This window comes from Paenibacillus sp. FSL R5-0623 (assembly GCF_037974265.1).
In the GTDB taxonomy this organism is placed as follows: domain Bacteria; phylum Bacillota; class Bacilli; order Paenibacillales; family Paenibacillaceae; genus Paenibacillus.
Genome location: NZ_CP150233.1, coordinates 4,564,463 through 4,585,778 on the forward strand (window position 1 = coordinate 4,564,463; position 21,316 = coordinate 4,585,778).

Annotated in this window: 17 protein-coding genes; all 17 read right to left on the reverse strand. The window is 48.8% G+C overall.

Annotated features, from left to right (window positions below; all coding sequences use genetic code 11):
- Nucleotide 1: 1 nt before the first annotated feature.
- Nucleotides 2–661, reverse strand: a complete 660-nt coding sequence (rpe, locus tag MKY92_RS20025) for a ribulose-phosphate 3-epimerase (protein WP_017687456.1) — start codon at nt 659–661, stop codon at nt 2–4.
- 1 nt (nt 662) lies between these two features.
- Nucleotides 663–1,571, reverse strand: a complete 909-nt coding sequence (gene rsgA / locus MKY92_RS20030) for a ribosome small subunit-dependent GTPase A (RefSeq protein WP_339297402.1) — start codon at nt 1,569–1,571, stop codon at nt 663–665.
- 61 nt (nt 1,572–1,632) lie between these two features.
- Entirely contained in the window at nt 1,633–3,843 is a 2,211-nt protein-coding gene (gene pknB, locus MKY92_RS20035) for a Stk1 family PASTA domain-containing Ser/Thr kinase (RefSeq protein WP_339297403.1), read from the reverse strand.
- Complete coding sequence (locus MKY92_RS20040) at nt 3,840–4,616, reverse strand: Stp1/IreP family PP2C-type Ser/Thr phosphatase (RefSeq protein ID WP_017687453.1); 777 nt, start codon at nt 4,614–4,616, stop codon at nt 3,840–3,842. The genes pknB and MKY92_RS20040 overlap by 4 nt, the downstream gene beginning before the upstream one ends.
- A gap of 7 nt (nt 4,617–4,623) precedes the next feature.
- Nucleotides 4,624–5,664 carry a 23S rRNA (adenine(2503)-C(2))-methyltransferase RlmN gene (rlmN, locus tag MKY92_RS20045; protein WP_036614609.1) on the reverse strand — a complete coding sequence of 347 codons (1,041 nt, stop codon included), beginning with the start codon at nt 5,662–5,664 and terminating at the stop codon, nt 4,624–4,626.
- A 253-nt stretch (nt 5,665–5,917) separates the two neighbouring features.
- The gene (gene rsmB / locus MKY92_RS20050; RefSeq protein ID WP_339297404.1) at nt 5,918–7,396 is read right to left on the reverse strand and encodes a 16S rRNA (cytosine(967)-C(5))-methyltransferase RsmB; all 1,479 of its coding nucleotides are present in this window, start codon (nt 7,394–7,396) and stop codon (nt 5,918–5,920) included.
- Nucleotides 7,393–8,346, reverse strand: coding sequence for a methionyl-tRNA formyltransferase (fmt, locus tag MKY92_RS20055; protein WP_339297405.1), 954 nt, complete (start codon nt 8,344–8,346; stop codon nt 7,393–7,395). Before fmt ends, rsmB begins: the two co-directional genes overlap by 4 nt.
- Before the next feature lie 12 nt (nt 8,347–8,358).
- Nucleotides 8,359–8,847, reverse strand: a complete 489-nt coding sequence (gene def / locus MKY92_RS20060; protein WP_017687449.1) for a peptide deformylase — start codon at nt 8,845–8,847, stop codon at nt 8,359–8,361.
- 115 nt (nt 8,848–8,962) lie between these two features.
- Complete coding sequence (gene priA / locus MKY92_RS20065; RefSeq protein WP_339297406.1) at nt 8,963–11,512, reverse strand: primosomal protein N'; 2,550 nt, start codon at nt 11,510–11,512, stop codon at nt 8,963–8,965.
- Nucleotides 11,513–11,515: 3 nt separating this feature from the next.
- Entirely contained in the window at nt 11,516–12,751 is a 1,236-nt protein-coding gene (gene coaBC, locus MKY92_RS20070) for a bifunctional phosphopantothenoylcysteine decarboxylase/phosphopantothenate--cysteine ligase CoaBC (protein ID WP_339297407.1), read from the reverse strand.
- A 138-nt stretch (nt 12,752–12,889) separates the two neighbouring features.
- Nucleotides 12,890–13,102, reverse strand: coding sequence for a DNA-directed RNA polymerase subunit omega (rpoZ, locus tag MKY92_RS20075; RefSeq protein ID WP_091028645.1), 213 nt, complete (start codon nt 13,100–13,102; stop codon nt 12,890–12,892).
- A 157-nt stretch (nt 13,103–13,259) separates the two neighbouring features.
- A complete protein-coding gene (gene gmk / locus MKY92_RS20080) occupies nt 13,260–13,832 on the reverse strand; it encodes a guanylate kinase (protein ID WP_017687445.1) in 573 nt (190 codons plus the stop codon).
- Nucleotides 13,833–13,845: 13 nt separating this feature from the next.
- Nucleotides 13,846–14,106, reverse strand: a complete 261-nt coding sequence (locus tag MKY92_RS20085) for a DUF370 domain-containing protein (protein ID WP_006209218.1) — start codon at nt 14,104–14,106, stop codon at nt 13,846–13,848.
- A 51-nt stretch (nt 14,107–14,157) separates the two neighbouring features.
- Nucleotides 14,158–15,057, reverse strand: a complete 900-nt coding sequence (locus MKY92_RS20090; RefSeq protein WP_339297408.1) for a YicC/YloC family endoribonuclease — start codon at nt 15,055–15,057, stop codon at nt 14,158–14,160.
- Between the two features lie 19 nt (nt 15,058–15,076).
- Nucleotides 15,077–16,966 carry a bifunctional homocysteine S-methyltransferase/methylenetetrahydrofolate reductase gene (locus MKY92_RS20095; RefSeq protein ID WP_339297409.1) on the reverse strand — a complete coding sequence of 630 codons (1,890 nt, stop codon included), beginning with the start codon at nt 16,964–16,966 and terminating at the stop codon, nt 15,077–15,079.
- A gap of 213 nt (nt 16,967–17,179) precedes the next feature.
- Complete coding sequence (gene dapF, locus MKY92_RS20100) at nt 17,180–18,013, reverse strand: diaminopimelate epimerase (protein ID WP_339301857.1); 834 nt, start codon at nt 18,011–18,013, stop codon at nt 17,180–17,182.
- A gap of 183 nt (nt 18,014–18,196) precedes the next feature.
- A complete protein-coding gene (locus tag MKY92_RS20105) occupies nt 18,197–21,055 on the reverse strand; it encodes a calcium-translocating P-type ATPase, SERCA-type (RefSeq protein ID WP_339297410.1) in 2,859 nt (952 codons plus the stop codon).
- Nucleotides 21,056–21,316 lie beyond the last annotated feature (261 nt).

Sequence of the window (21,316 nt, forward strand, 5' to 3'; positions counted from 1 at the left end):
ATCAGCCTCCGTAGCTACGGCGAATTTCAGTAATCGCTGCAGCGCGATCCTCACGTCCAAATACGGCACTCCCGGCAACGAGCACATCTGCTCCAGCCTCCACTACAAGCGGGGCTGTATCGGCAGCAATCCCGCCATCTACTTCGATATGTACATCATGGCGTCCCTTTTCGTTCAACCAGGTACGAATCTGCTTGATTTTGTTCATGGTACCCGAGATAAATGCCTGTCCGCCAAAGCCAGGATTGACCGTCATAACAAGAACCATGTCCACATCATCCAGAACTTCGAGAATGGCAGACGCTGGCGTTCCTGGATTAAGGGCAACTCCTGCCTTCACTCCTTGCTCCTTAATGAGATGAATAACGCGGTGCAAATGCACACAAGCCTCAGCATGAACAGTAATTACCGCTGCACCCGCTTTGGCAAATTCCTCAACATAACGCTCCGGATTCTCAATCATCAAATGCACATCGAGCGGCAAGCTTGTATGTGGAGCAATTGCCTTCACAATAGCAGGTCCAAGTGTAATATTAGGGACGAAATGACCGTCCATAACGTCAACATGAATCCAGTCTCCTCCTGCAGCTTGGGCTTCTGCAACTTCCGCACCAAGGCGGGCAAAATCAGCTGATAATATCGATGGGGCAATTTTAATCATGTTAATACCTCCGCTTCTTATCTTTCATTTCGGTCAGGAACAGCACATAGTGGTGATATCGGCTTTCGGAGATCAGACCTTCCTCTTTGGCCGCAAGCACACGACAGCCTGGTTCATGTGTATGGGTACAACCTCGGAATTTGCACTGATCTGCAAACTGGGCGAATTCCCGGAAACAAGTGGAGAGTTCCTCCACACCGATCTCCAGAAAGTCCAGTTGGCTGAATCCTGGCGTATCCGCAACAAATCCACCATTATCCAACGGAATAAGCTCCACGTGCCTGGTGGTGTGTTTCCCTCGCCCCAGACGCATGCTGATTGCATTTGTCTCCAGCGTCAGGCCCGGCATCAATGCATTTAACATCGAAGACTTGCCTACACCGGATTGTCCGGAGAATACGCTGATCTTACCAGCCAGACGATCTCTGAGCAATTCACTTCCTTCACCGGTACGTGAACTTGTGGAAATCACTTCATAACCAACCTGTTCATACAATGCTTTCACTTCAGCAACAGTGTCTTTGGATGGATCAGCCAAATCCAGTTTGGTCAAAACAATGAGTGCATCCAGCCCCGCCTGCTCGATGTGAACAAGGAACTTGTCCAACAGGTTCAGGTTCATATCCGGTTCCTTCACAGAGAACACGAGAACAGCCAAACTTACATTCGCTACAGGAGGACGGATAAGTTCCGTCTCACGCTTCCGAATTTCATCAACCGTTCCTTCTCCGTTCTCAGTCAACATGTAGCTGACGCGATCACCTACAAGCGGTGACGTTCCCCGCTTTCTGAAGATACCTCTGGCTCGACATTGAACGGCGGAACCTTCAACCGAAGGAACCCCGTTGTCTTCCACTGGCATGACATAATAGTAACCGCTTAGCGCTTTAACGATGATACCTTCTGGCATAGCTCCGTCGCCCTCCTTTAGATGGTGGTACATTTACTCCAGACGCCAGCATAAGCCGCCCTTATGGACGGCTTGATGCGTTAATGACTTCCTTTTTCTTCTCTTTTTCCTTGCCGTGCCCCTTACCATTATTCATGGCAGAAGTGTCCTCATCTACACTGTCACCTTCACCGTCTGCCGGTGTGGACTCTGGTTCACCTTCCTGATTGGGATCAACACTTCCCTCATCAACGCTACCTTCACCTGGATCAGGCTCATTTTCTGGCGGCGTCTCGGTGCTTTGTTCCGGGTCAATGGAAGGTACGTTTACTGTTCCGTTTTTGGCTTCACTGTAGGAGACAAGATACGTATCCAGGAACTGTCCATCACGATATACGGACACAGCCCCATTTTCATTTGGAGCGAGCACAAGTGGAATGGTCAAGGTCTGGGTTGAGTTCACGGTGCGTGTTCCCCATTCCTGATTCTTGCCACGTGCGTCTTCATATGTGATACGGATTTTACTGTTTTTGCCCTCTTCTTTGGGTGATACATTAATATCAAAAGGATATTGCAGCGCTTCAGGTGGATACCCTGTACTAATAAAGATCGTAATCTTATCACCAGGATTCACCTCTGTGCCCGCTTCCACAGGCCATTGCTGCGTCACTTTGCCCTTTTCCATCGTATAACTTGGTTCTTCCTGCACCTGAGCAAGCACAAGTCCAGCAGATTTCAGTTTTTCTTCGGCTTCACTGCGGGTAAGGTCTTTCAGGTCAGGCATTTTGACCGTCTCAGTACCTTTACTTACGATTAACTCAATCTGAACTATAGCAGGATCAAATTCCTCATTCACACCCGGCGTCTGGGAAATAACAGAACCTGAAGCCACATCATTGGAGAAGTCATCTTTCCGCTGAATCTGATCTTCCTTAATGCCAAGCGCAGTCAATTTCTTGACAGCCTCATCATAAGTCTCTTGTTTGACATCAATCATCTTCACCAGTTCTTTTTTTGCACCAACACTGATCTGGACCTCGGAGCCTTCTTTGACAACATCGCCTTCTTTTCTGCTCTGTTCATAGACGATACCGGGTTCGACGCCTTCCTGGTACAGACGGATGACCTCATCACTGACGACGAGTCCTTTCTCCTCAAGCATTTCCCGAGCCTTTTCTTCTGTCTGGGTGATCACGTTAGGGACGGTTACTTCAGGTACAACCAGCATACCTTTGACATACCATACAACGCCCACCATGGCGATTAGAATAAGCACGGTTAATGAAATGAGTAGAGCTGGCTTCTTCCAGCTCTTGGATTTTGCCTTACCCTTGCCAGTTTCTTCATCAGACTCCATCACAGGCACTGCACCCGTCGATGTAACTCCACGAGGTTCAGGCTTGATCGCTGGCATAACGCGAGTCTGGTCTATATCGTCCTCATCCGGAAAATCAATCTTCGTTTCATTACGTCTCTCCGGCATCAGGCAAGTTTCCAGATCGGTCTGCATTTCTTTGGCCGACTGATAACGTTCCTGCGGATTTTTACGCATGGATTTTAAGATGACATTTTCCACACTTTGTGGAATCAATGGATTGAATTTGCGTGGTTCATCAAACTCTTCCTGCAAATGCTTCAATGCCACACTGATTGGACTTTCACCCAGAAACGGAAGTTGCCCGGTAAGCATTTGGTAAAGTACGATCCCAAGAGAATATAAGTCCGATTTTTCACCAGTAACGATGCCTTTAGCATGCTCCGGTGAGAAGTAATGTACAGAACCAACTACAGAACCCGTCTGTGTAATCGTTGTTGATGTAACGGCACGGGCAATCCCGAAATCCGTTACTTTCACACGGCCATTCCGGCCAATTAATATATTGTGGGGTTTGATATCCCGATGAATGATTTGATTATGATGTGCATGATCAAGAGCATCTGCAATCTGGGAAGCGATTCGCACCGATTCGTCCACCTGCAGAGGGGCACGTTCTTTGATAATTTCATTCAGGTTTTTGCCTTCCACGTACTCCATAACAATATAATGAACGTCATCTTCCTGCCCCACGTCATAAATGCTAACTACATTCGGATGAGACAGCGATGCTGCCGACTGTGCTTCCCTGCGGAAACGGCGAATAAACTCTTCGTCATGCACAAACTGTTGTCTAAGGACTTTGATCGCTACATTCCGGTTCAGCAGAAGATCCTGGGCTTTGTACACAAGAGCCATGCCGCCACCGCCGACACGCTCAATCACTTCATAGCGTCCGCCTAGCTGGTGCCCAATCATGACTCACACCCCGTTTCCGTATCCACGGAACCTTCCCTCTGCAACTCGAACAAAGCAAGCGTGATATTGTCGTCTCCCCCAGCAAGTAAAGCCAACTGAAGCAGTCGGTCCGCTCGATCTTCCAATGCCAGTTCCAGATTGCCAGCAACCTGAATAATCTGCTCATTGCTGACCAGGTTACTGAGACCATCACTGCACAGGAGAAGAACTTCGCCTTCCTCCAGCTTGACGGTATCCAGGTCTACCTTCACCTCGGCATCTGTTCCAAGCGCACGAGTTAGCACGTTGCGACGTGGATGATGGGACACATCCTCTTTGCTGATCTGACCATTCTTGAACAATTCATTCACCAGTGTATGGTCCTCAGTTAGCTGGATCACAGCTTTGTTCGCAATTTTGTAGGCTCTGCTATCACCGATGTGTCCAATAACACCCTCCGTATCGTTCAATAAAGCCGCAACCACCGTTGTTCCCATGTTGTGATACTTGTCATCTGTGGATGCCGTGCGGAAGATAACTTCGTTGGCATGCAAAATAGCATCGCTGAGAGCCGCAGACAGAGACGCATGTGACAGACCTGGTTCCAGTGTTCCCAGATCTTTCACCAACGTCTCTACTGCCAAGCGGCTTGCCGTATCCCCTGCAAGATGTCCACCCATGCCATCGGCAACAATACCCAGAATATATCCTGTATCGAGATTACGAATCCAGGCTGAATCTTCATTCACCGAACGCACTCGTCCGATATGGCTCACATGAACTGTTTTGATCAAAACGTTCTCACCTCAACTCCATATGCTTTGCACGAAGCTGACCGCAAGCGGCAGCAATATCATGTCCCTGTTCACGACGAATGGTTACATTAACACCCTGTTCCGAGAGTATCTTCTGAAAATTGAAAATGTCACTTCTCGATGTTCTTACGTATTTGCGTTCAGGTACATGGTTAACCGGAATCAAATTCACGTGGCACAACATGTTCTTAAGCACACTTGCCAGTTCAGCTGCATGCTCTGGCTGGTCGTTTACCCCACCAATAAGTGCATACTCGAACGTAATTCTCCGACCTGTTTTGGCCAGATAATAACGAAGGGACTCCATCACGTCTTCAAAAGGAAAACGACGGTTAACCGGCATCAATTTCGAACGAAGTGCATCATTTGGTGCATGGATCGAAATCGCGAGGTTAATCTGTGTATCTTCATCCGCAAACTTGTAGATGTTTGGAACGATTCCACTCGTGGATACCGTGATGTGACGCTGACCGATGTTCAGCCCTTTTTCATGAATCATAATGCGCAGGAAAGTCATCGTAGCTTCATAGTTTTCGAAAGGTTCACCTGAACCCATGATTACAATGCTGCTGACACGCTCGCCGCGTTCATCCAAAATTTTCTGAGCCTGAACAACCTGGGCAACAATCTCCCCAGCCGTAAGGTTACGCTTGAGTCCACCCAAAGTGGATGCACAGAACGTACAACCAATACGACAACCAACCTGTGTGGTTACACAGATGCTGTTCCCGTAGTTATGCTTCATGATTACCGTCTCAATGGCATGATCATCATGAAGGCCAAAGAGGAATTTAACCGTTCCATCCTTGGATTCAAACTTGGTAATTTCCTTAAGCGTTACGAATTCAAATTGCTCTGTCAGTTTTTCACGCAATGGCTTGGACAGATTGGTCATTTCACTGAAATCATTCACGCGTTTTACATAAATCCAGTCAAAGATTTGGCCACCGCGAAACGCCGGCTCCCCATTCTCAACAGCCCATTGCTGCAGTTGTTCCAGAGAATAATCATATATAAAAGGTTTCATTTTGTTGTCAACACCTATTCCTTCTTTTCTTTTCGTTGGCTTCCTTCTTTTCGTTCCATTCGTCCTATTCTATCACAAAGACCACGTTACATCCATGTATACCCTTGATATCTGTACTTCATGCATTATAACACCTCAATGCCACCATCGCACCCTGTCATCACTTTTCTCTGACAATTATATCGAAGTCCCATCACAAAGAAATCCGCCGAAGTTCCCCTCGGCGGTCATACTTCCGTGCTCTATTAAACTGTTATTTCGCTGTTTTTGTCAACCGTGCGATGAAAAATCCGTCGCTGTGAGCGTATTGTGGCAAAATCTGAATGCTTCCGTTCACAACCTTCAAGTTCACTGTCTCCGATTCGGACCAAACGGACGTTTCCACAGGACGATATTCCGGATGTCGATTCAAGAAATCTGAAACCATATCCTCATTCTCAGCAGGCTCAATGGTACACGTGCTATACACCAGAATACCACCTGGTTTTAACAACGGCGCGACATGATCAAGCAATTCACGCTGCAAGCCTGCGATATCTTCGATATCTTCTACGGTTTTGGTCCATTTCACATCTGGTTTGCGGCGAATAACACCCAGACCTGAACATGGTGCATCCAGCAAAATGCGGTCAAACGACGCTTCCGGATACCGCTCGTTCAGATCTAGCGCATCTCCAGTTACAGCATCGATGCAACTCAGACCGAGACGCTCCGCTTGATCCAGGATCAGCTGGCGCTTGTGAGGATGTACATCATTCGCGACAATACGACCGCGATCCTGCATTTTCTCCGCCATGTGAGCTGTTTTACCACCTGGAGCTGCGCAGCAATCCAATACAAGTTGGTCTACTTCTGGCGCAACTGCTTCAGCGACAAGCATGGAACTTTCGTCCTGTACAGAGAACAACCCGTCCCGATACCAGGACGTTAGAGCCATATTTCCGCCACTACGTACAAGAATACCATCGGAACTCAGGCGAGAAGCTTCAACGACTGCACCTGTACCGGTCATCTCATGCATCAGTTTCTCCCGTGTGGTCATTGTGGTGTTGACCCGGACACTCACCGCTGGCGGCTCATTATTCGCACGACAGATCGCTTCCGCCGTCTCTTCGCCGTACTGGGCAATCCAGCGTTCAACCATCCATAACGGGTGGGAATGCTCCAGTGAAATACGTTCGGCAACAGGCAGATGTTCTGGAATACGAAGTTCATCCCGATTGCGGATCATATTGCGGAGCACTCCATTCACCATACCCGAGATTCCCTGATGGCCCAGTTTCTTCGCCAGATTAACCGCTTCGCTCACCACGGCATGCTCCGGAATACGATCCAGGTATATCATCTGATATACGCTGATTCGCAGCAGGCTACGAACCCATGGTTGCAGTTTGGATACTCCTTTGGCGACGTAACGTTCCAGAAAATAATCAAGTGTATTCAATCTGGCGATTGTTCCATACACCAATTCGGTAGCTAGTCCAGCATCTGCGGGGCTTAAATCCGCCTCTTTCAGACGGCGGTTCAACTCCAGATTACTGTATGCTCCATCTTGCTCAACAGCACTCAGAACCTTGACTGCCAATGTACGAGCAGATGTTTTGGGTTGCTGGGAGCGCGATGCACCACCCGATTTACCCGAATTCGAACGACGGTTTCCTTCACGTCCGGATGAATTTCCATTAGCTTTCTGGCCTTTTCCTGACGAACGACCTGGTATGTTACCGCTCATCGCAGCACCGTTCCAGTTTTCAGTGTACCACCGCGAGCAAAGTCAGCGGCCTGCATCACCTTTTTGCCTGCAGGCTGCACTTCAATCAACCACAGAGACCCATTGCCTGTGCGGACTTCAATCCCTGCCTTGTTCAATTGCAGCACCGTTCCCGGCTCTGCTTGTCCAGCATCCGAAGAAGTTTCCAGGTCCACCTGATCGGGATTAGCCGCAGCCCAGACTTTAAAGACCTGATCATCCCACATCGTAAATGCACCAGAGAACGGCACAAGACCACGAATCTGATTGAACAGTTCGCGTGAAGTACGACTCCAGTCCATTTTCTCGTCATCCCGAGTCAGATTGCGAGCATACGAAGCCTCGGCATCATCCTGAGGGACCGCCGTTGTCTCGCCTGCAATCAATCGTGGCATTTCTGCCTGAAGCAGTTTGGAACCAGCCTCACTTAATTTATCAAACATCGATCCTGATGTATCTTCATCCGTAATTGGCAGTTCCACACGCGAGATCATATCTCCAGTATCCAGGCCTTCAGCCATATACATCAATGTGACTCCTGTCACGGATTCCCCGTTAATAATGGAACGTTGGATCGGGGCTCCTCCGCGATATTTCGGCAAAAGAGAGCCATGCACGTTCACACAACCACGAACAGGCATATCCAGCACGGCTTTGGGCAGAATCTGTCCAAAGGCCGCGGTTACGATCAGATCCGGCTTCCATTCAGCCAAGCGAGCTACGGCTTCCGGATCACGCAATTTAACAGGTTGAAACACCGGCAGACCGTGGCGTTCTGCCGCGGCCTTAACCGGTGTTGGCGTAAGTACTTTTTTGCGTCCTTGTGGTTTATCAGGCTGAGTCACCACACCCACCACATTGTATCCCTCTGCAATCAGCATATCGAGAGAAGGCACTGCAAATTCAGGTGTTCCCATAAAAACAATATTCAAATCGATCACTCCTTAATTACGACGCGGTCCCGTTTGATCGGCTGCAATTTCGTACACTTTCTCGGCGACATCCGTAAAGAGTACGCCATCCAGATGATCGATCTCATGCTGGAATGCACGGGACAGCAAGCCACTACCCGTAATAATAAGCTCTTTGCCTTCACGATCCAGACCTTTAACCGTAACGGTCTCGAAACGGCGAACATCACCATTAATTCCAGGGATACTCAGACAACCTTCCGGTCCAAATTGTTCTCCCTCACTTGCTATGATCTCCGGGTTAATCATCTTGATCAGCCCTTGCTCATCACCTGCGTCGATAACAATCAGACGTTTGAGAATACCAACCTGCGGCGCAGCAAGACCCACACCTTCCGCATCGTACATGGTATCAGCCATATCATCCAGCAATTTTTGTACATTTGGTGTAATTTTGGTTACTTCTTTGGCTCTCTTGTGGAGCACCTCATCTGGTTCTTGCACGATAATGCGAATCGACATGTTGTAAGCACCTTCCTAATCCTCATCATAATTTCAGGACGATATCTGTATTTTGGGGTATTCAATTTAATCTATGTTTATACCGCTTGTTTACATCCGCATCGCTGCAAAATGCTTACATTAACATTTGCGGGTCTACATCCAGACTAATAAGCAATTTCTGCGCCTGAACATCATCGTCCATGCGCCGGGCCGTAGCCAGAGCAAGTCCTATGGCGTCTACATCCCCCCGCCATTTTATCATACATTGGAATCTGTATCTATTCTTGATCCGAGGAATCGGAGACGCTACTGGCCCCAGCACATCAAAGGCATCATTGCTGAATCGATCCAGACTGCCGAGCCATCCGGCCGCGTTAGCCTTCTCTTTCAGTATTCGCGTATAGTTCTCGGCAAGACGAATCAATACCGGAAGCTGTTCATGCGAAAAGGTCACCAGGATCAGGCGACAGTAAGGCGGATATTGCAAATTGCGACGGTGCAGCAATTCCTCACGTACAAACGACACGTAGTCATGCTGACTCGCATGCCCGATTGAGTAGTGTTCCGGCGTATAAGACTGAACAAACACCTCACCAGGCAATTGGTGTCGACCCGCTCGGCCAGCTACCTGTGTTAATAACTGAAACGTTTTTTCCGCAGCACGGAAATCAGGTAAATTCAACGCCGAATCAGCTGTTATCACGCCAACCAGGGTTACATCCGGGAAATCAAGTCCCTTCGCAACCATCTGGGTGCCCAGCAATACATCCGCCTTTTTCTCACGAAACTGTTTCAGCAGCTTCTCGTGCGCCCCTTTTTCCGTTGTTGTATCCACATCCATCCGAATGACCCGAATACCCGGGAAGAGCTTGGCAAGCTCTTCCTCGACCCGCTGTGTACCTGTACCAAAGTATCGAATATGCTCACTTCCACAATCCGGACACACTTCAGGAGCCGCTTCCGCATATCCGCAGTAATGACAACGGAGATTATTCGAGCGCTGATGGTACGTCAATGAAATATCACATTCGGGACAACCTGCCACATATCCACAACTTCGGCACATGACAAAGGTCGAATATCCACGGCGATTCAGCAGCAGCACCGTCTGTTCGCCACGCTCCAAGCGCTCCTCCAGCCCTTTGTGCAAAGCCCTGCTGAACATGGAACGGTTGCCATCCTTCAACTCTTCACGCATGTCAACGATCCGCACTTCAGGCAGCTTGTTACCTAGCGCCCGTGTTGGCATCTCCAGCAAGAGTGGTGCAAAATCATCATTACTTTGCGAGCGTGCCGCATAATAACTTTCCAGCGAAGGTGTCGCTGAACCCAGAACAACCACGGCCTGGTGCTGCTGTGCTCTTTTTACCGCCACATCACGGGCATGATATTTCGGCGTTTCCTCCTGTTTGTAGGAAGTCTCGTGTTCCTCATCCATAATGATCAACCCAAGCCGACTGAACGGAGCAAATACAGCTGAACGCGCCCCAATTGCAACCTTCACCTGACCCTCACGAATCTTGCGCCATTCATCATAACGTTCACCACCAGACAGACGACTGTGCATAACAGCAACTTGGTCCCCAAATCGCCCTTTAAAACGTTCTACCATCTGTGGTGTGAGTGCAATCTCGGGCACCAGGACGATAGCCTGCCGATCCTGTTCGATGCATTGTTGAATGGTTTGAAGATAGACTTCCGTCTTGCCACTTCCCGTAACACCATGTAACAAAAATACCCCATGGCGTTGTTCCTGCAATCGGCCGTTGATATTGTCATAGACAAGTTTTTGCTCATCGGTCAGAACCAGCGGTTCAGTCGCTTTGAACTTCCTGCCCTGATAAGGGTCACGGAAGACCTCAACGTCCTCGGTGACGATCAGTCCCTTTTCCTCAAGACCTTTAATCGTTGCGGCCGATACCTGTAGTGTAGATAACACTTCTTTCATCGGCATGGGCAGCAGTTCTTTCATTTCCAGCAAAAAAGCCAGAATCTCCTTCTGCCGCTGTGCTTTCGCCGGGAATGAAGCAAGTGCTTCCTGAGCAGCAGCCATATCTACAGCCAGATCAACGGACTTCATCGTTTTTTTATTTAACTTGTCCTTGATGGCCTGACTTTCCAGCAGCACGCCACCAAGCAATAATTTCTTAATTAGTGCAGCATGATTGGGATATTTTCGACTCAGTTGTTGCAGCGGTACCTGACCCCGACTTTTGACAAAACGGATGATATCCTGCTGTACTTTCTCGGTCGTAGACTCTTCTCCCCAAACAAATAACACCTCATCATCCGGTTGTGCACCCGCCATCTGTCCATCAAGTGCATCTCCCAGCGAGATGTATCGCTCCGCTTTCCCTTTCAATGCCGTCGGCACCATGACCTGCAATGACAAAATCCGGTTACTGGCGTAACGTCCGCTCATCCATTCGGCCAACTCAACCAAATCCTTTGACAACGGGGGAACAATGTCCAGCAACTCCTGAATCTGCTTAAGCTTGAATGATTCCTCTCCGGTACGCGGCACAAGATCAATCACGAATCCCTGCACCGTCCGATGACCAAAAGGTACACCCACCCGGCTGCCAATCTCGATCCATTCCCTCATCGATTCAGGTACCAGGTAATCAAACGGCCGGTCTGTTTCCTTCACGGGAACATCGACTATGACCTTGGCAATCTCCATATCCTAATTCCTCCCGGCAATGCGCTCCGCCGCAATCCGGAGCAACCGCTGAGCCACATCATCCTTGGCCAACACTGGAAGCTCCTCCACCAAACCTTCCCGGTCATAGATATGTACCGCGTTGGTGTCTGTTCCAAATCCTGCACCCGTGCGGGTTACATCATTGGCTACGATCAGATCACAGTTTTTCCGTTCCAATTTCTCACGTGCATACATCTCAACCGACTGAGTCTCCGCAGCAAAACCAATCAAAAACTGATGGGTCTTCTGTTTGCCCAGCGTTTCAAGAATATCTATATTTTTAACAAGTTCGAGCGACAATGTGTCGCCTTTCTTCTTGATCTTCTCGGTATAAACTTCCTTTGGACGATAATCGGCAACTGCCGCCGCCTTAACCACGATATCAGCATCATCCCACTCGCGTGTTACGGCTTCATACATATCCTGTGCAGACTGTACAGGAATCAACTCAACGTTCTCCGGTGGCTTGGCTTGGGTATTGCCCATAACCAATTTCACATCGGCCCCCAGATCACGCGCAGCTGCGGCTATGGCAAATCCCATTTTGCCAGATGAATCATTCGTAATGTATCGTACTGGGTCAATGCGCTCAATCGTACCGCCAGCCGTAACAACAACCTTCTTGCCTTGTAACAACGAAGCTTGTCCCTGCCGACTAATATCTGCAGATTCGCGCTGTTCAAAGAAACGTTCCACCACATCCACAATGCTCTCCGGTTCTTCCAGACGTCCCTTGCCCACATATCCACACGCAAGCAGACCTTCACCCGGTTCAATCATCATGGCGCCCCGTTCAACAAGTAAGTCCATATTATGCTTTACAGCTGGATGATCATACATATGTACATTCATCGCTGGAGCAATCATGACAGGGGCTGTCGTGGCAAGAAGAGTTGTTGAGAGCATGTCGTCTGCCATGCCATGTGCCATCTTGGCAATCACATTCGCAGTAGCCGGGGCAACCAGAACAAGATCCGCCAGATCAGCCAGATGAATATGAGATACGACTGCCGGTTCACGTTCATCAAATGTATCGGTATATACGGTGTTTCGGGTCAACGTTTGCAGCGTTAATTCGGTAATAAACTGTGTAGCGGAAGCTGTCATAATCACATGAACATCCGCTCCCTTTTGCACCAGTCTGCTGCATAATGTTGCCGCTTTGTAAGCAGCTATGCCGCCAGTCACACCAAGCACGATTTTTTTACCGTTCAACATGTTTATTTCCCCCGATATTTATACGACGTCTAAAGAAGATTCCGTTAAAATATGCTTATTCGTAAAAAAATAACAACCTCGCGGTTGTCAATTAATCCGGCTTACGCCGTATGCAGTTGAAGAGCAGCCGCAGGCGGCTTACTCTTCTTCTTCGTCCTGTCCTTTGATGACAACGAGCAGGTCTCCATAGATTTCTTCCAGTGCAACGCCCACTTGTTTATGGGATCTCGCACCTCTTAAATCCGATTTTTCACCTTCACGTAGCTGTCTAGCCCGGCGGGAAGCAGCAACAACAAGGGAATACTTGCTGTCGACTTTGTTCATCATTTCATCAATAGAAGGATACAGCATATTAACAAACACCTCTTCGCATTAGTATAATCGCAAGTTGCCACCTGACAGAACTGATGTGGCATGTCTTCACACCCGGGCATTCCGAGAAGGAGTGCTTCAGTATATGATATGACAACTGCCCCACTTATATCGCATTCTGCAGCGGCAAAAGGGATTATTTATTGATCTTACAATGTTCGGCGATTATGATGCTTTCTATTCTCTTGCACGCCAAATCAATTTCATCATTAACAACAGCGTAATCATACTGCTCCAGCAGACTGATCTCATCAACCGCCACAGACATCCGGTGATCAATGGTCGCTTGGCTTTCGGTACCACGGCCCTGAATGCGATCTTTCAGTTCGTCCAATGAAGGAGGAAGCAGGAAAACAAAGATCCCTTCCGGGAATTTCTCTTTCACTTTTAACGCGCCTTGAACCTCAATCTCCAGAATGATGTCGCGGCCTTCGTTAATCGTTTTCTCCACAAAATCACGCGGTGTTCCGTAATAATTACCAACATACTCCGCATGTTCCAACAATTGATCTTCAGCAATCATGTTCTGGAACTCTTCATGACTTCTGAAGAAATAGTTCACACCATGTTCTTCACCAAGACGAGGCTGACGGGTTGTCGCCGATACAGAATAGATCAATTCCGGAACCCGTTTGCGCAAAGCGCTGCATACAGTACCCTTCCCGACCCCAGATGGGCCGGACAACACTACCAGTAATCCCTTAGACATATTACACTCCATTTTATTCGTCGTTATCATCATCTTTCGAAGAAAGACGATGGGCGACCGTCTCAGGCTGAACTGCAGACAAAATGACATGATCGCTATCCGTAATAATTACGGCACGAGTACGTCTTCCGTACGTTGCATCAATCAGCATGTGACGATCTCTTGCCTCTTGTATAATTCTCTTGATCGGCGCCGATTCCGGACTCACGATGGATATAATCCGGTTCGCCGATACGATGTTACCGAATCCAATGTTAATGAGTTTGATTGCCATAATCAGGTTCTTCCCCCTATACATGCGACTCTTTTGCCGAAATGTGGCCGTTCATTCGATATTCGCCGCTTGCTCACGAATCTTCTCCAGCTCCGCCTTCATCTCGACAACACGATTCACCAGAGCCAAATGGTTGGCTTTTGATCCAATCGTATTGACTTCCCGATTCATCTCTTGAATTAGAAAGTCCAACTTACGACCTACGGGCTCATCACTCTTCAGCAGTTCCCTGCTCTGTCCAAAGTGACTCTGTAGACGCGTAAGCTCCTCTTCTATGTTAGAACGATCGGCAAACATTGCAATTTCCATACCCAATTTATGCTCATCAAAAGGGAAAGAGCCTTCTTCCTGCATTTCCGTAAGCCTTTGTCTTAGCTTGTTGCGGTAATCACTTACCACAGTCGGTGCAAGATCAAGCATCTCGGTATGCAGTGACTCCAGACGGGTAATCCGCCGTTCCAGATCACTGGCCAGATGAAGACCCTCGCGAGCGCGCATCTGTTCAAGGCTGGACAGAGCCTCTTTCAATCCTTCCTGCAGCACTCGCTCCCATTCGTCCTTCTGCTCTTCGGGAATGGAACTTGTCCCATCCGAATGAACCATGACGTCCGGCAGCCCAAGCATATCCACAATACTTGGTTTGCCCTGCATTCCATATTGGGTCTCCAGTTGCTCTGCAGCCTGCAGATAGGCCCTGACCGTCTGTTCATTCAGAACAGCGGGAAGAGCCGGATCTTCCTCTTTTTCTTTCATTACATAAACATCAATCCGCCCACGTTTCAAACGACTCTGTACGATTTTCCTCAAACCGTCTTCATAATACGTCCACTCTCTTGGCAGACGCATCATCACTTCGCAATAACGATGATTAACAGATTTGATCTCTAATTGTACCTTATAGCCGCCAAAATGAAAGGCGGATTGACCGTATCCGGTCATACTGAATGACATCGGCATCACATCCGTTTTACTATTGTAATTGATTATTAGGGTTGAAACAAGTAGGACATTGATGCTCGGACTTCTCCCATACATATTGAGTCAGTTCGGCCGTCATGCCGTAGAACATAAACGGTGTCATGAGATAGATGCCTTTGAAATGCGCTGTTGCTACGTCCAGCAGTTCTTTGGCAATTTTTACCCCCATCGCACGGCCCTCTTCGCCTTCCAGACCTGCCATACGGGAACGCACTTCGTCCGAAAGCTGAATTCCGGGAACCTCGTTGTGCAGATACTCTGCATTCCGTCCACTTGCCAGTGGCATTACACCTACAAAAATAGGTACATCCAGGTGTTTGGTCGCTTCGTGCATTGCCACAATTAACTCCGGGTCATAGATCGGTTGTGTCATGATGTAATCTGCACCAGAGGCAATTTTTTTCTCCAGACGTTGTACAGCTTTCTCCAAATATTTCACATTGGGATTAAATGCTGCTCCGATGACAAAACCCGCTTTTTGCTTCAGCGGTTTACCTGAGAAAGCCACTCCATCGTTCAACTGTTTGATCATGCGTATGATTTCAAAAGAAGTCAGATCGTATACCGAGCTTGAACCCGGCAGATCACCAAATCTTGCAGGATCACCCGTTACAGCCAGTACATGATTAATACTCAAAGCATCAAACCCCATCATGTGGGACTGCGTTCCAATCAGATTCCGGTCACGGCAGGCAATATGCACCAGTGGACGAAGGCCCGTTCGATCCTGAACGAGGTGACCCAACGCCATGTTGCTCATCCGTGTAACCGCGAGTGAATTATCGGCCAGGGTCAGGGCGTCTGCTCCTGCTGCTTTTAATGTCTCGGCGCCTTTCATGAACTTGGCAATGTCCAAGTCACGCGGCGGGTCAAGTTCAACGATAACGGTGTGACGCTGCTTGACCAGATCAACGATCGTAGGCTGTCCGCCACGTCCGGAACGCTCATCCACATGTTCATGCAGCACAATACGCGGTTTGGACTCTGACGGATCAGGCTCCAAAATAGGCGAAGGCACATAGTCAGCAAGCGCCTCCTTCATAGCGGTAATATGATCAGGTGTCGTACCACAGCAACCGCCGATAATACGAGCGCCCAGTTCGGCAAATTGCACTGCCGTCTGACCAAAGTACTCCGGAGTCGCACCATAGCGGAACTCACCATCGACATAATCTGCTGCACCCGCATTCGGATAAACAGACATTGGAATGCCAATACGTCCGGAGACGGTTTCCATGGCACGCATAATTCCGTTTGGACCTGAGCGACAGTTAAAACCGATCACGTCCGCACCCTGCTCCCGCATAATCCGGAAGGCTTCAGGCATCGTATATCCGTCCAGTGTGTGTCCTACATCCTCTACGGCGAACTGTCCAATCACCGGCAGATCACTTAGCTTGCGCGCTTGCAAAAGGGCAATATCCATTTCCTCGATATCATAGAAGGTCTCAAGCAGAATGCCATCCACGCCTTCATCAAGCAGTGCAAAGATCTGTTGTTGATAAAAGCGTTTCAGTTCACTCGTTGACACGTTCGTCCGCTTGCCACCTCGAATGGAACCAACTGCACCAAGCACATAACCGGTATCTCCAGCTACCTCTTTGGCAATGCGTACGCCGGCACGGTTCACGTCCTCCACCTTGGACTCCAGACCGAACTTGGACAACTTGTCGTAATTGGCAGAATACGTATTTGTTTCAAATATTTCTGTACCCGCGTCCCGATAACGGCGATGTACTTCCGCCACCACTTCAGGTGAAATCAAGTTTAACTCTTCATATGAAATCCCTACCGGGAATCCCATTTGGTACAGAAACGTTCCCATGGCCCCATCTCCAATGAGAACTCGTTCCTGCATAGCTTTCCGCAAATCCGCCTTCATCCCTTTTCCCCCCGCCTAGCTGTGATCATTTTCATACTAATGTAACACAAAAAACGCTAAAAAACGAAGAATAACACAGGTTTTAATGAGTATCCAGCTCATATGGACTTTCTTGCCATACAGCCCCCAATATGTCTCTGTACAGGAGACACGACCTGTCCTTTTTGACAAAAAAAGAGGCCCGCAGGCCTCTTTGGTTAAACCTTCCACTGTTTATGAAGTGATTCCCTTAAAAACAACTTCAGCAGGTCCAGTCATGTACACATGATTGTCAGCTTCATTCCACTCAATGTGGAGTTCCCCACCCTTGAGGCTGATGACTGCTGTACGATCTGTATGTCCATTCAGGACAGAGGATACCAGTGTCGCACAAGCTCCGGTTCCACAAGCAAGTGTTGGACCCGCTCCGCGTTCCCATACACGCATGTCCACATATCCACGGTCACGAACTGTGGCGAATTCCACATTGATTTTTTTCGGAAACATCGGATGCACTTCAAGAAGTGGGCCCCAAGTCGTGAGGTCAAAATTCACAGCGTCATCTACATAGATAACCGCATGTGGGTTACCCATGGATACGGCAGTGAATTTGAACGCATGTCCATTCGCTTCAATGTAGTGATCAACCACTGGGTTGGCATCCACCGTTGTAGGCACTTGAAGACCGTTAAGGATCGGCTCGCCCATATCGACACGAACCGTTTCCACTTTACCATCACGTATGTTGAGACTTACAGGTTGTACCCCTGCACCAATCGTTTCAATGGTGATCTGCTCCTGGTTCACGTGACCATGATCGTATACGTATTTGGATACACAGCGAATGGCATTACCGCACTGCTCTGCTTCCGAACCGTCCGAATTCATGATACGCATCTGAAAGTCTGCCTTTTCTGAAGGCAGTATATAAACCAGGCCGTCCGCACCGATGCCGAAGAAACGGTTACACCATTTCACAGCCAATTCTGCAGCATCTGCCGGAAGCTCCTTTTCACCAAATACAACGATAAAATCGTTACCAAGTCCATGCATTTTCGTAAATTCCATAACCTTGCCCACTCCTTTTGGCAGTCTGCTGCCAAAGCTATATTCTTGCTCTTCTACAGGATTACCATAGAAATTCATATTCAACATTTACACAAAAAAAGCTATCCTGCAAAATGCCAAAGCTGCCGCTTCGAATCATTTTGAGGATAGCATAACGAAATAGGTAAGGAAAAGGTATTGATTTTATGCTGAAAACTTTGTACTTTTCGGTACGAAGCGGCCAGAACCACCCATGCGGCGGCGGTTACGACGACCACCCCAGACGCTGCCTGCGCCCATAAGGAACGTGGGAATGCCCGCAGCAACGATACAGATCGCCCATTCACGCAAACCCAGCGGTACGGTTTTGAAGATCGGTTGCAACGGTTCAACGTACATCACAACCAGCATCAGTACAACCGATGAAATCACGGCAAGAACCAGATATTTGTTCTGTAGCGGATTCCGGTGGAAGATCGACCGCGAACTGCGGCAGTCAAAGACATGAATAAGCTGCGCCAAAACGAGTGTAGCAAAAGCCACAGATTGTGCCTTGATCAGTTGGCCCGGATTATCCGGTGCAGCCTGAAGGGTAAGCCAGAACGCTCCGAGTGTACATAATCCAATCAATACACCCCGACTGACGATTTTCCACCCCAGTCTACGGGCAAAAATGTTTTCCTTGGCGCCACGGGGTTTGTGTTCCATCAAATCTTTTTCCGGCTGATCTACCCCAAGCGCCATTGCAGGCAAACCATCCGTCACCAGGTTAACCCACAGAATCTGAATAGGCACGAGTGGCAGTGGCAAGCCCATCATCATCGCAAAGAACATTGTCAATATTTCGCCCACGTTTGATGCCAGCAAATAACGGATAAACTTGCGAATGTTCTCATAAATATTACGGCCTTCTTCAATGGCAGCCACAATGGTTGAGAAGTTATCATCACTCAGAATGAGCGCCGAAGCTTCCTTCGTCACATCTGTTCCTGTAATGCCCATCGCGATCCCGATATCAGCCGCTTTAATAGCCGGAGCATCATTCACTCCATCGCCCGTCATGGCAACGACATGCCCTTTGCGCTGCAACGATTTTACGATGCGAAGCTTGTGTTCAGGAGACACTCTTGAGAACACGTAGATGCCCTCTACCTGTTTATCCAGTTGCTCGTCTGTCATGCCTGCCAGCTGCTGACCACTTAACGAGGCACCTCCACGTGGAAGAATCCCCAACTGATGAGCAATGGCTTCTGCCGTTGTTCCATGGTCACCTGTGATCATGACGGTACGAATACCCGCTTTGCGGCATGTGGCAATCGCATCTCGCACTTCACGACGTGGTGGATCTATCATACCTGCAAGTCCTACGAAGACAAGTTGACTTTCGGCGGCGTGTTCGTCAGCCACTTTTTCTTCCGGCCGCACTTCACGGTAGGCCATTCCGAGGACACGTAGTGCCGCTCCGGCCATGCTCTCGTTGGCTGCCATCACTTTCTGCCGCAGCGTTCCAGTGAAAGGCACGACCTTTCCTTCCCACAAAATATAACTGCAGTGTCCGATCAATACATCGGGTGCACCTTTGGTATAGATCATTCGGCCCCCCTGGTGATGAACCAGGACCGACATGCGTTTTCGCTCCGAATCAAACGGAAACTCCTGCTCGCGAGCATACAACTCTTTGAGGCCAGCAGGGGTAAGCCCCATTTTGGAGGACAGTGTGACGAGTGCCCCTTCCGTCGGATCGCCTTTCAGCTCCCAGGATACATTATCTCGTTGAACGGTTTCTTCTTGGAGGTCACCTTTTTTTGTGTTTTTCTTGCCGTCCTTTTTGGTATCCTTGCCCTTTTTCTTGCTCCCCACCTCGCTTGCAACACTTTCCACAATACTCGCATTGTTGCAAAGCGCACTAATCTGAAGCATTCTGCGCAGGGACTGGTCACTCTTGAGTTCCACCATGCGACCGTTCTCCAGCATCTGTCCTTCAGGTGCGTAACCATCCCCGGTAACCTTGATGTTACGTCCCTCCAGCCACACATCCGTTACTGTCATCTTGTTTTGGGTTAGCGTACCTGTCTTATCCGAACAGATTACAGATGCACAGCCCAGAGTTTCGACGGAAGGCAGTTTGCGTACAATGGCCTTACGTTTGATCATACGCTGTACGCCTAGTGCGAGTGCAATGGTTACAATGGCCGGCAGACCCTCCGGTATGGCTGCCACCGCGAGGCTGACCCCAGCCAGAAACATGCCAACGGCTGGTTGTCCGTGCAATATCCCTGCGACGACAACCATTATGGTTAATCCCAATGCGACAAAAATCAGAATTTTGCCCAATTGCTCCAGCCTGTGCTGCAAAGGTGTTTCTTGCTCCTCCGTATTTTGGATCAGATTGGCGATTTTGCCCATCTCCGTCTCCATCCCCGTACGAATGACCACACCTTTGGCTGTGCCACGAGTGACCATGGTACCCATAAAACCAATATTCTTCTGATCACCCAGCGGAACGTCCTCGTCCGCAATCGGCAAGCAATGTTTGCTTACAGGAAAAGATTCCCCGGTAAGTGCCGACTCCTCGACATCCAGACTGTTCGTTTGCAGCCAGCGCACATCGGCGGGTATACGATCCCCACTCTCCACCATGACAATATCCCCGGGGACAAGCTGTTTGGCGGCAAGGTGTACTTCCTGGCCTGAACGAAGCACTTTGGCAAGAGGTGCGGACAACTGTTTCAATGCACGAAGAGATCGTTCAGCCCTGAATTCCTGTACAAACCCCAGAATCGCATTCAGTACGATAATAGCCACAATCGTTACCGCATCCAGATACTCACCCAACAATCCGGATACCAACGTTGCTCCCATCAACACCAACACCATAAAATCTTTGAACTGATTCAAGAGCAATGTAATTGGAGAAATGCGTTTCCCCTCGCTCAGCTCATTCGAACCGACCACTTTCCTCTTCTCTGCTACAGCTTCATCCGTCAATCCTTCCTGCGGGCTGACGCCAAGAGTGTTACGAAGCTCTTCATCACTAAGTTGATGCCACTTGGTATGTTCCATGCTTCAAGTTTCCCTCCCAGTCTGTATTTCATCTGCAAAATAAGCTCACATGACTCACCGGCGCGCTGGTCGACAGGCTGTACACTATGCCGGACAAACTACCTGCTCTATATGTATTCGGACAGGTCTGTGATTAGCACCGGGAAGGTGAATCCTTTCCCTGATGGACAGAATAGGCTAAAATAAAAGTCTGCGATGTTCCGCGCAGTACCAATTCCAGCGTTCAACAGGCAAGCAACGAAGAATCTGTAGCCAGTCCTT

Coding starts and splice junctions, on each gene's coding strand:
- coaBC (WP_339297407.1), bottom strand. CDS start 12,751: ATGTTGAACGGTAAAAAAATCGTGCTTGGTGTGACTGGCGGCATAGCT.
- def (WP_017687449.1), bottom strand. CDS start 8,847: ATGTCGATTCGCATTATCGTGCAAGAACCAGATGAGGTGCTCCACAAG.
- MKY92_RS20105 (WP_339297410.1), bottom strand. CDS start 21,055: ATGGAACATACCAAGTGGCATCAACTTAGTGATGAAGAGCTTCGTAAC.
- pknB (WP_339297403.1), bottom strand. CDS start 3,843: ATGATTGGGCACCAGCTAGGCGGACGCTATGAAGTGATTGAGCGTGTC.
- rpe (WP_017687456.1), bottom strand. CDS start 661: ATGATTAAAATTGCCCCATCGATATTATCAGCTGATTTTGCCCGCCTT.
- MKY92_RS20095 (WP_339297409.1), bottom strand. CDS start 16,966: ATGAAGGCGGATTTGCGGAAAGCTATGCAGGAACGAGTTCTCATTGGA.
- rpoZ (WP_091028645.1), bottom strand. CDS start 13,102: ATGCTGTATCCTTCTATTGATGAAATGATGAACAAAGTCGACAGCAAG.
- MKY92_RS20090 (WP_339297408.1), bottom strand. CDS start 15,057: ATGTCATTCAGTATGACCGGATACGGTCAATCCGCCTTTCATTTTGGC.
- MKY92_RS20085 (WP_006209218.1), bottom strand. CDS start 14,106: ATGGCAATCAAACTCATTAACATTGGATTCGGTAACATCGTATCGGCG.
- rsmB (WP_339297404.1), bottom strand. CDS start 7,396: ATGAGCGGTAACATACCAGGTCGTTCGTCAGGAAAAGGCCAGAAAGCT.
- rlmN (WP_036614609.1), bottom strand. CDS start 5,664: ATGAAACCTTTTATATATGATTATTCTCTGGAACAACTGCAGCAATGG.
- dapF (WP_339301857.1), bottom strand. CDS start 18,013: ATGGAATTTACGAAAATGCATGGACTTGGTAACGATTTTATCGTTGTA.
- priA (WP_339297406.1), bottom strand. CDS start 11,512: ATGGAGATTGCCAAGGTCATAGTCGATGTTCCCGTGAAGGAAACAGAC.
- rsgA (WP_339297402.1), bottom strand. CDS start 1,571: ATGCCAGAAGGTATCATCGTTAAAGCGCTAAGCGGTTACTATTATGTC.
- gmk (WP_017687445.1), bottom strand. CDS start 13,832: ATGTCTAAGGGATTACTGGTAGTGTTGTCCGGCCCATCTGGGGTCGGG.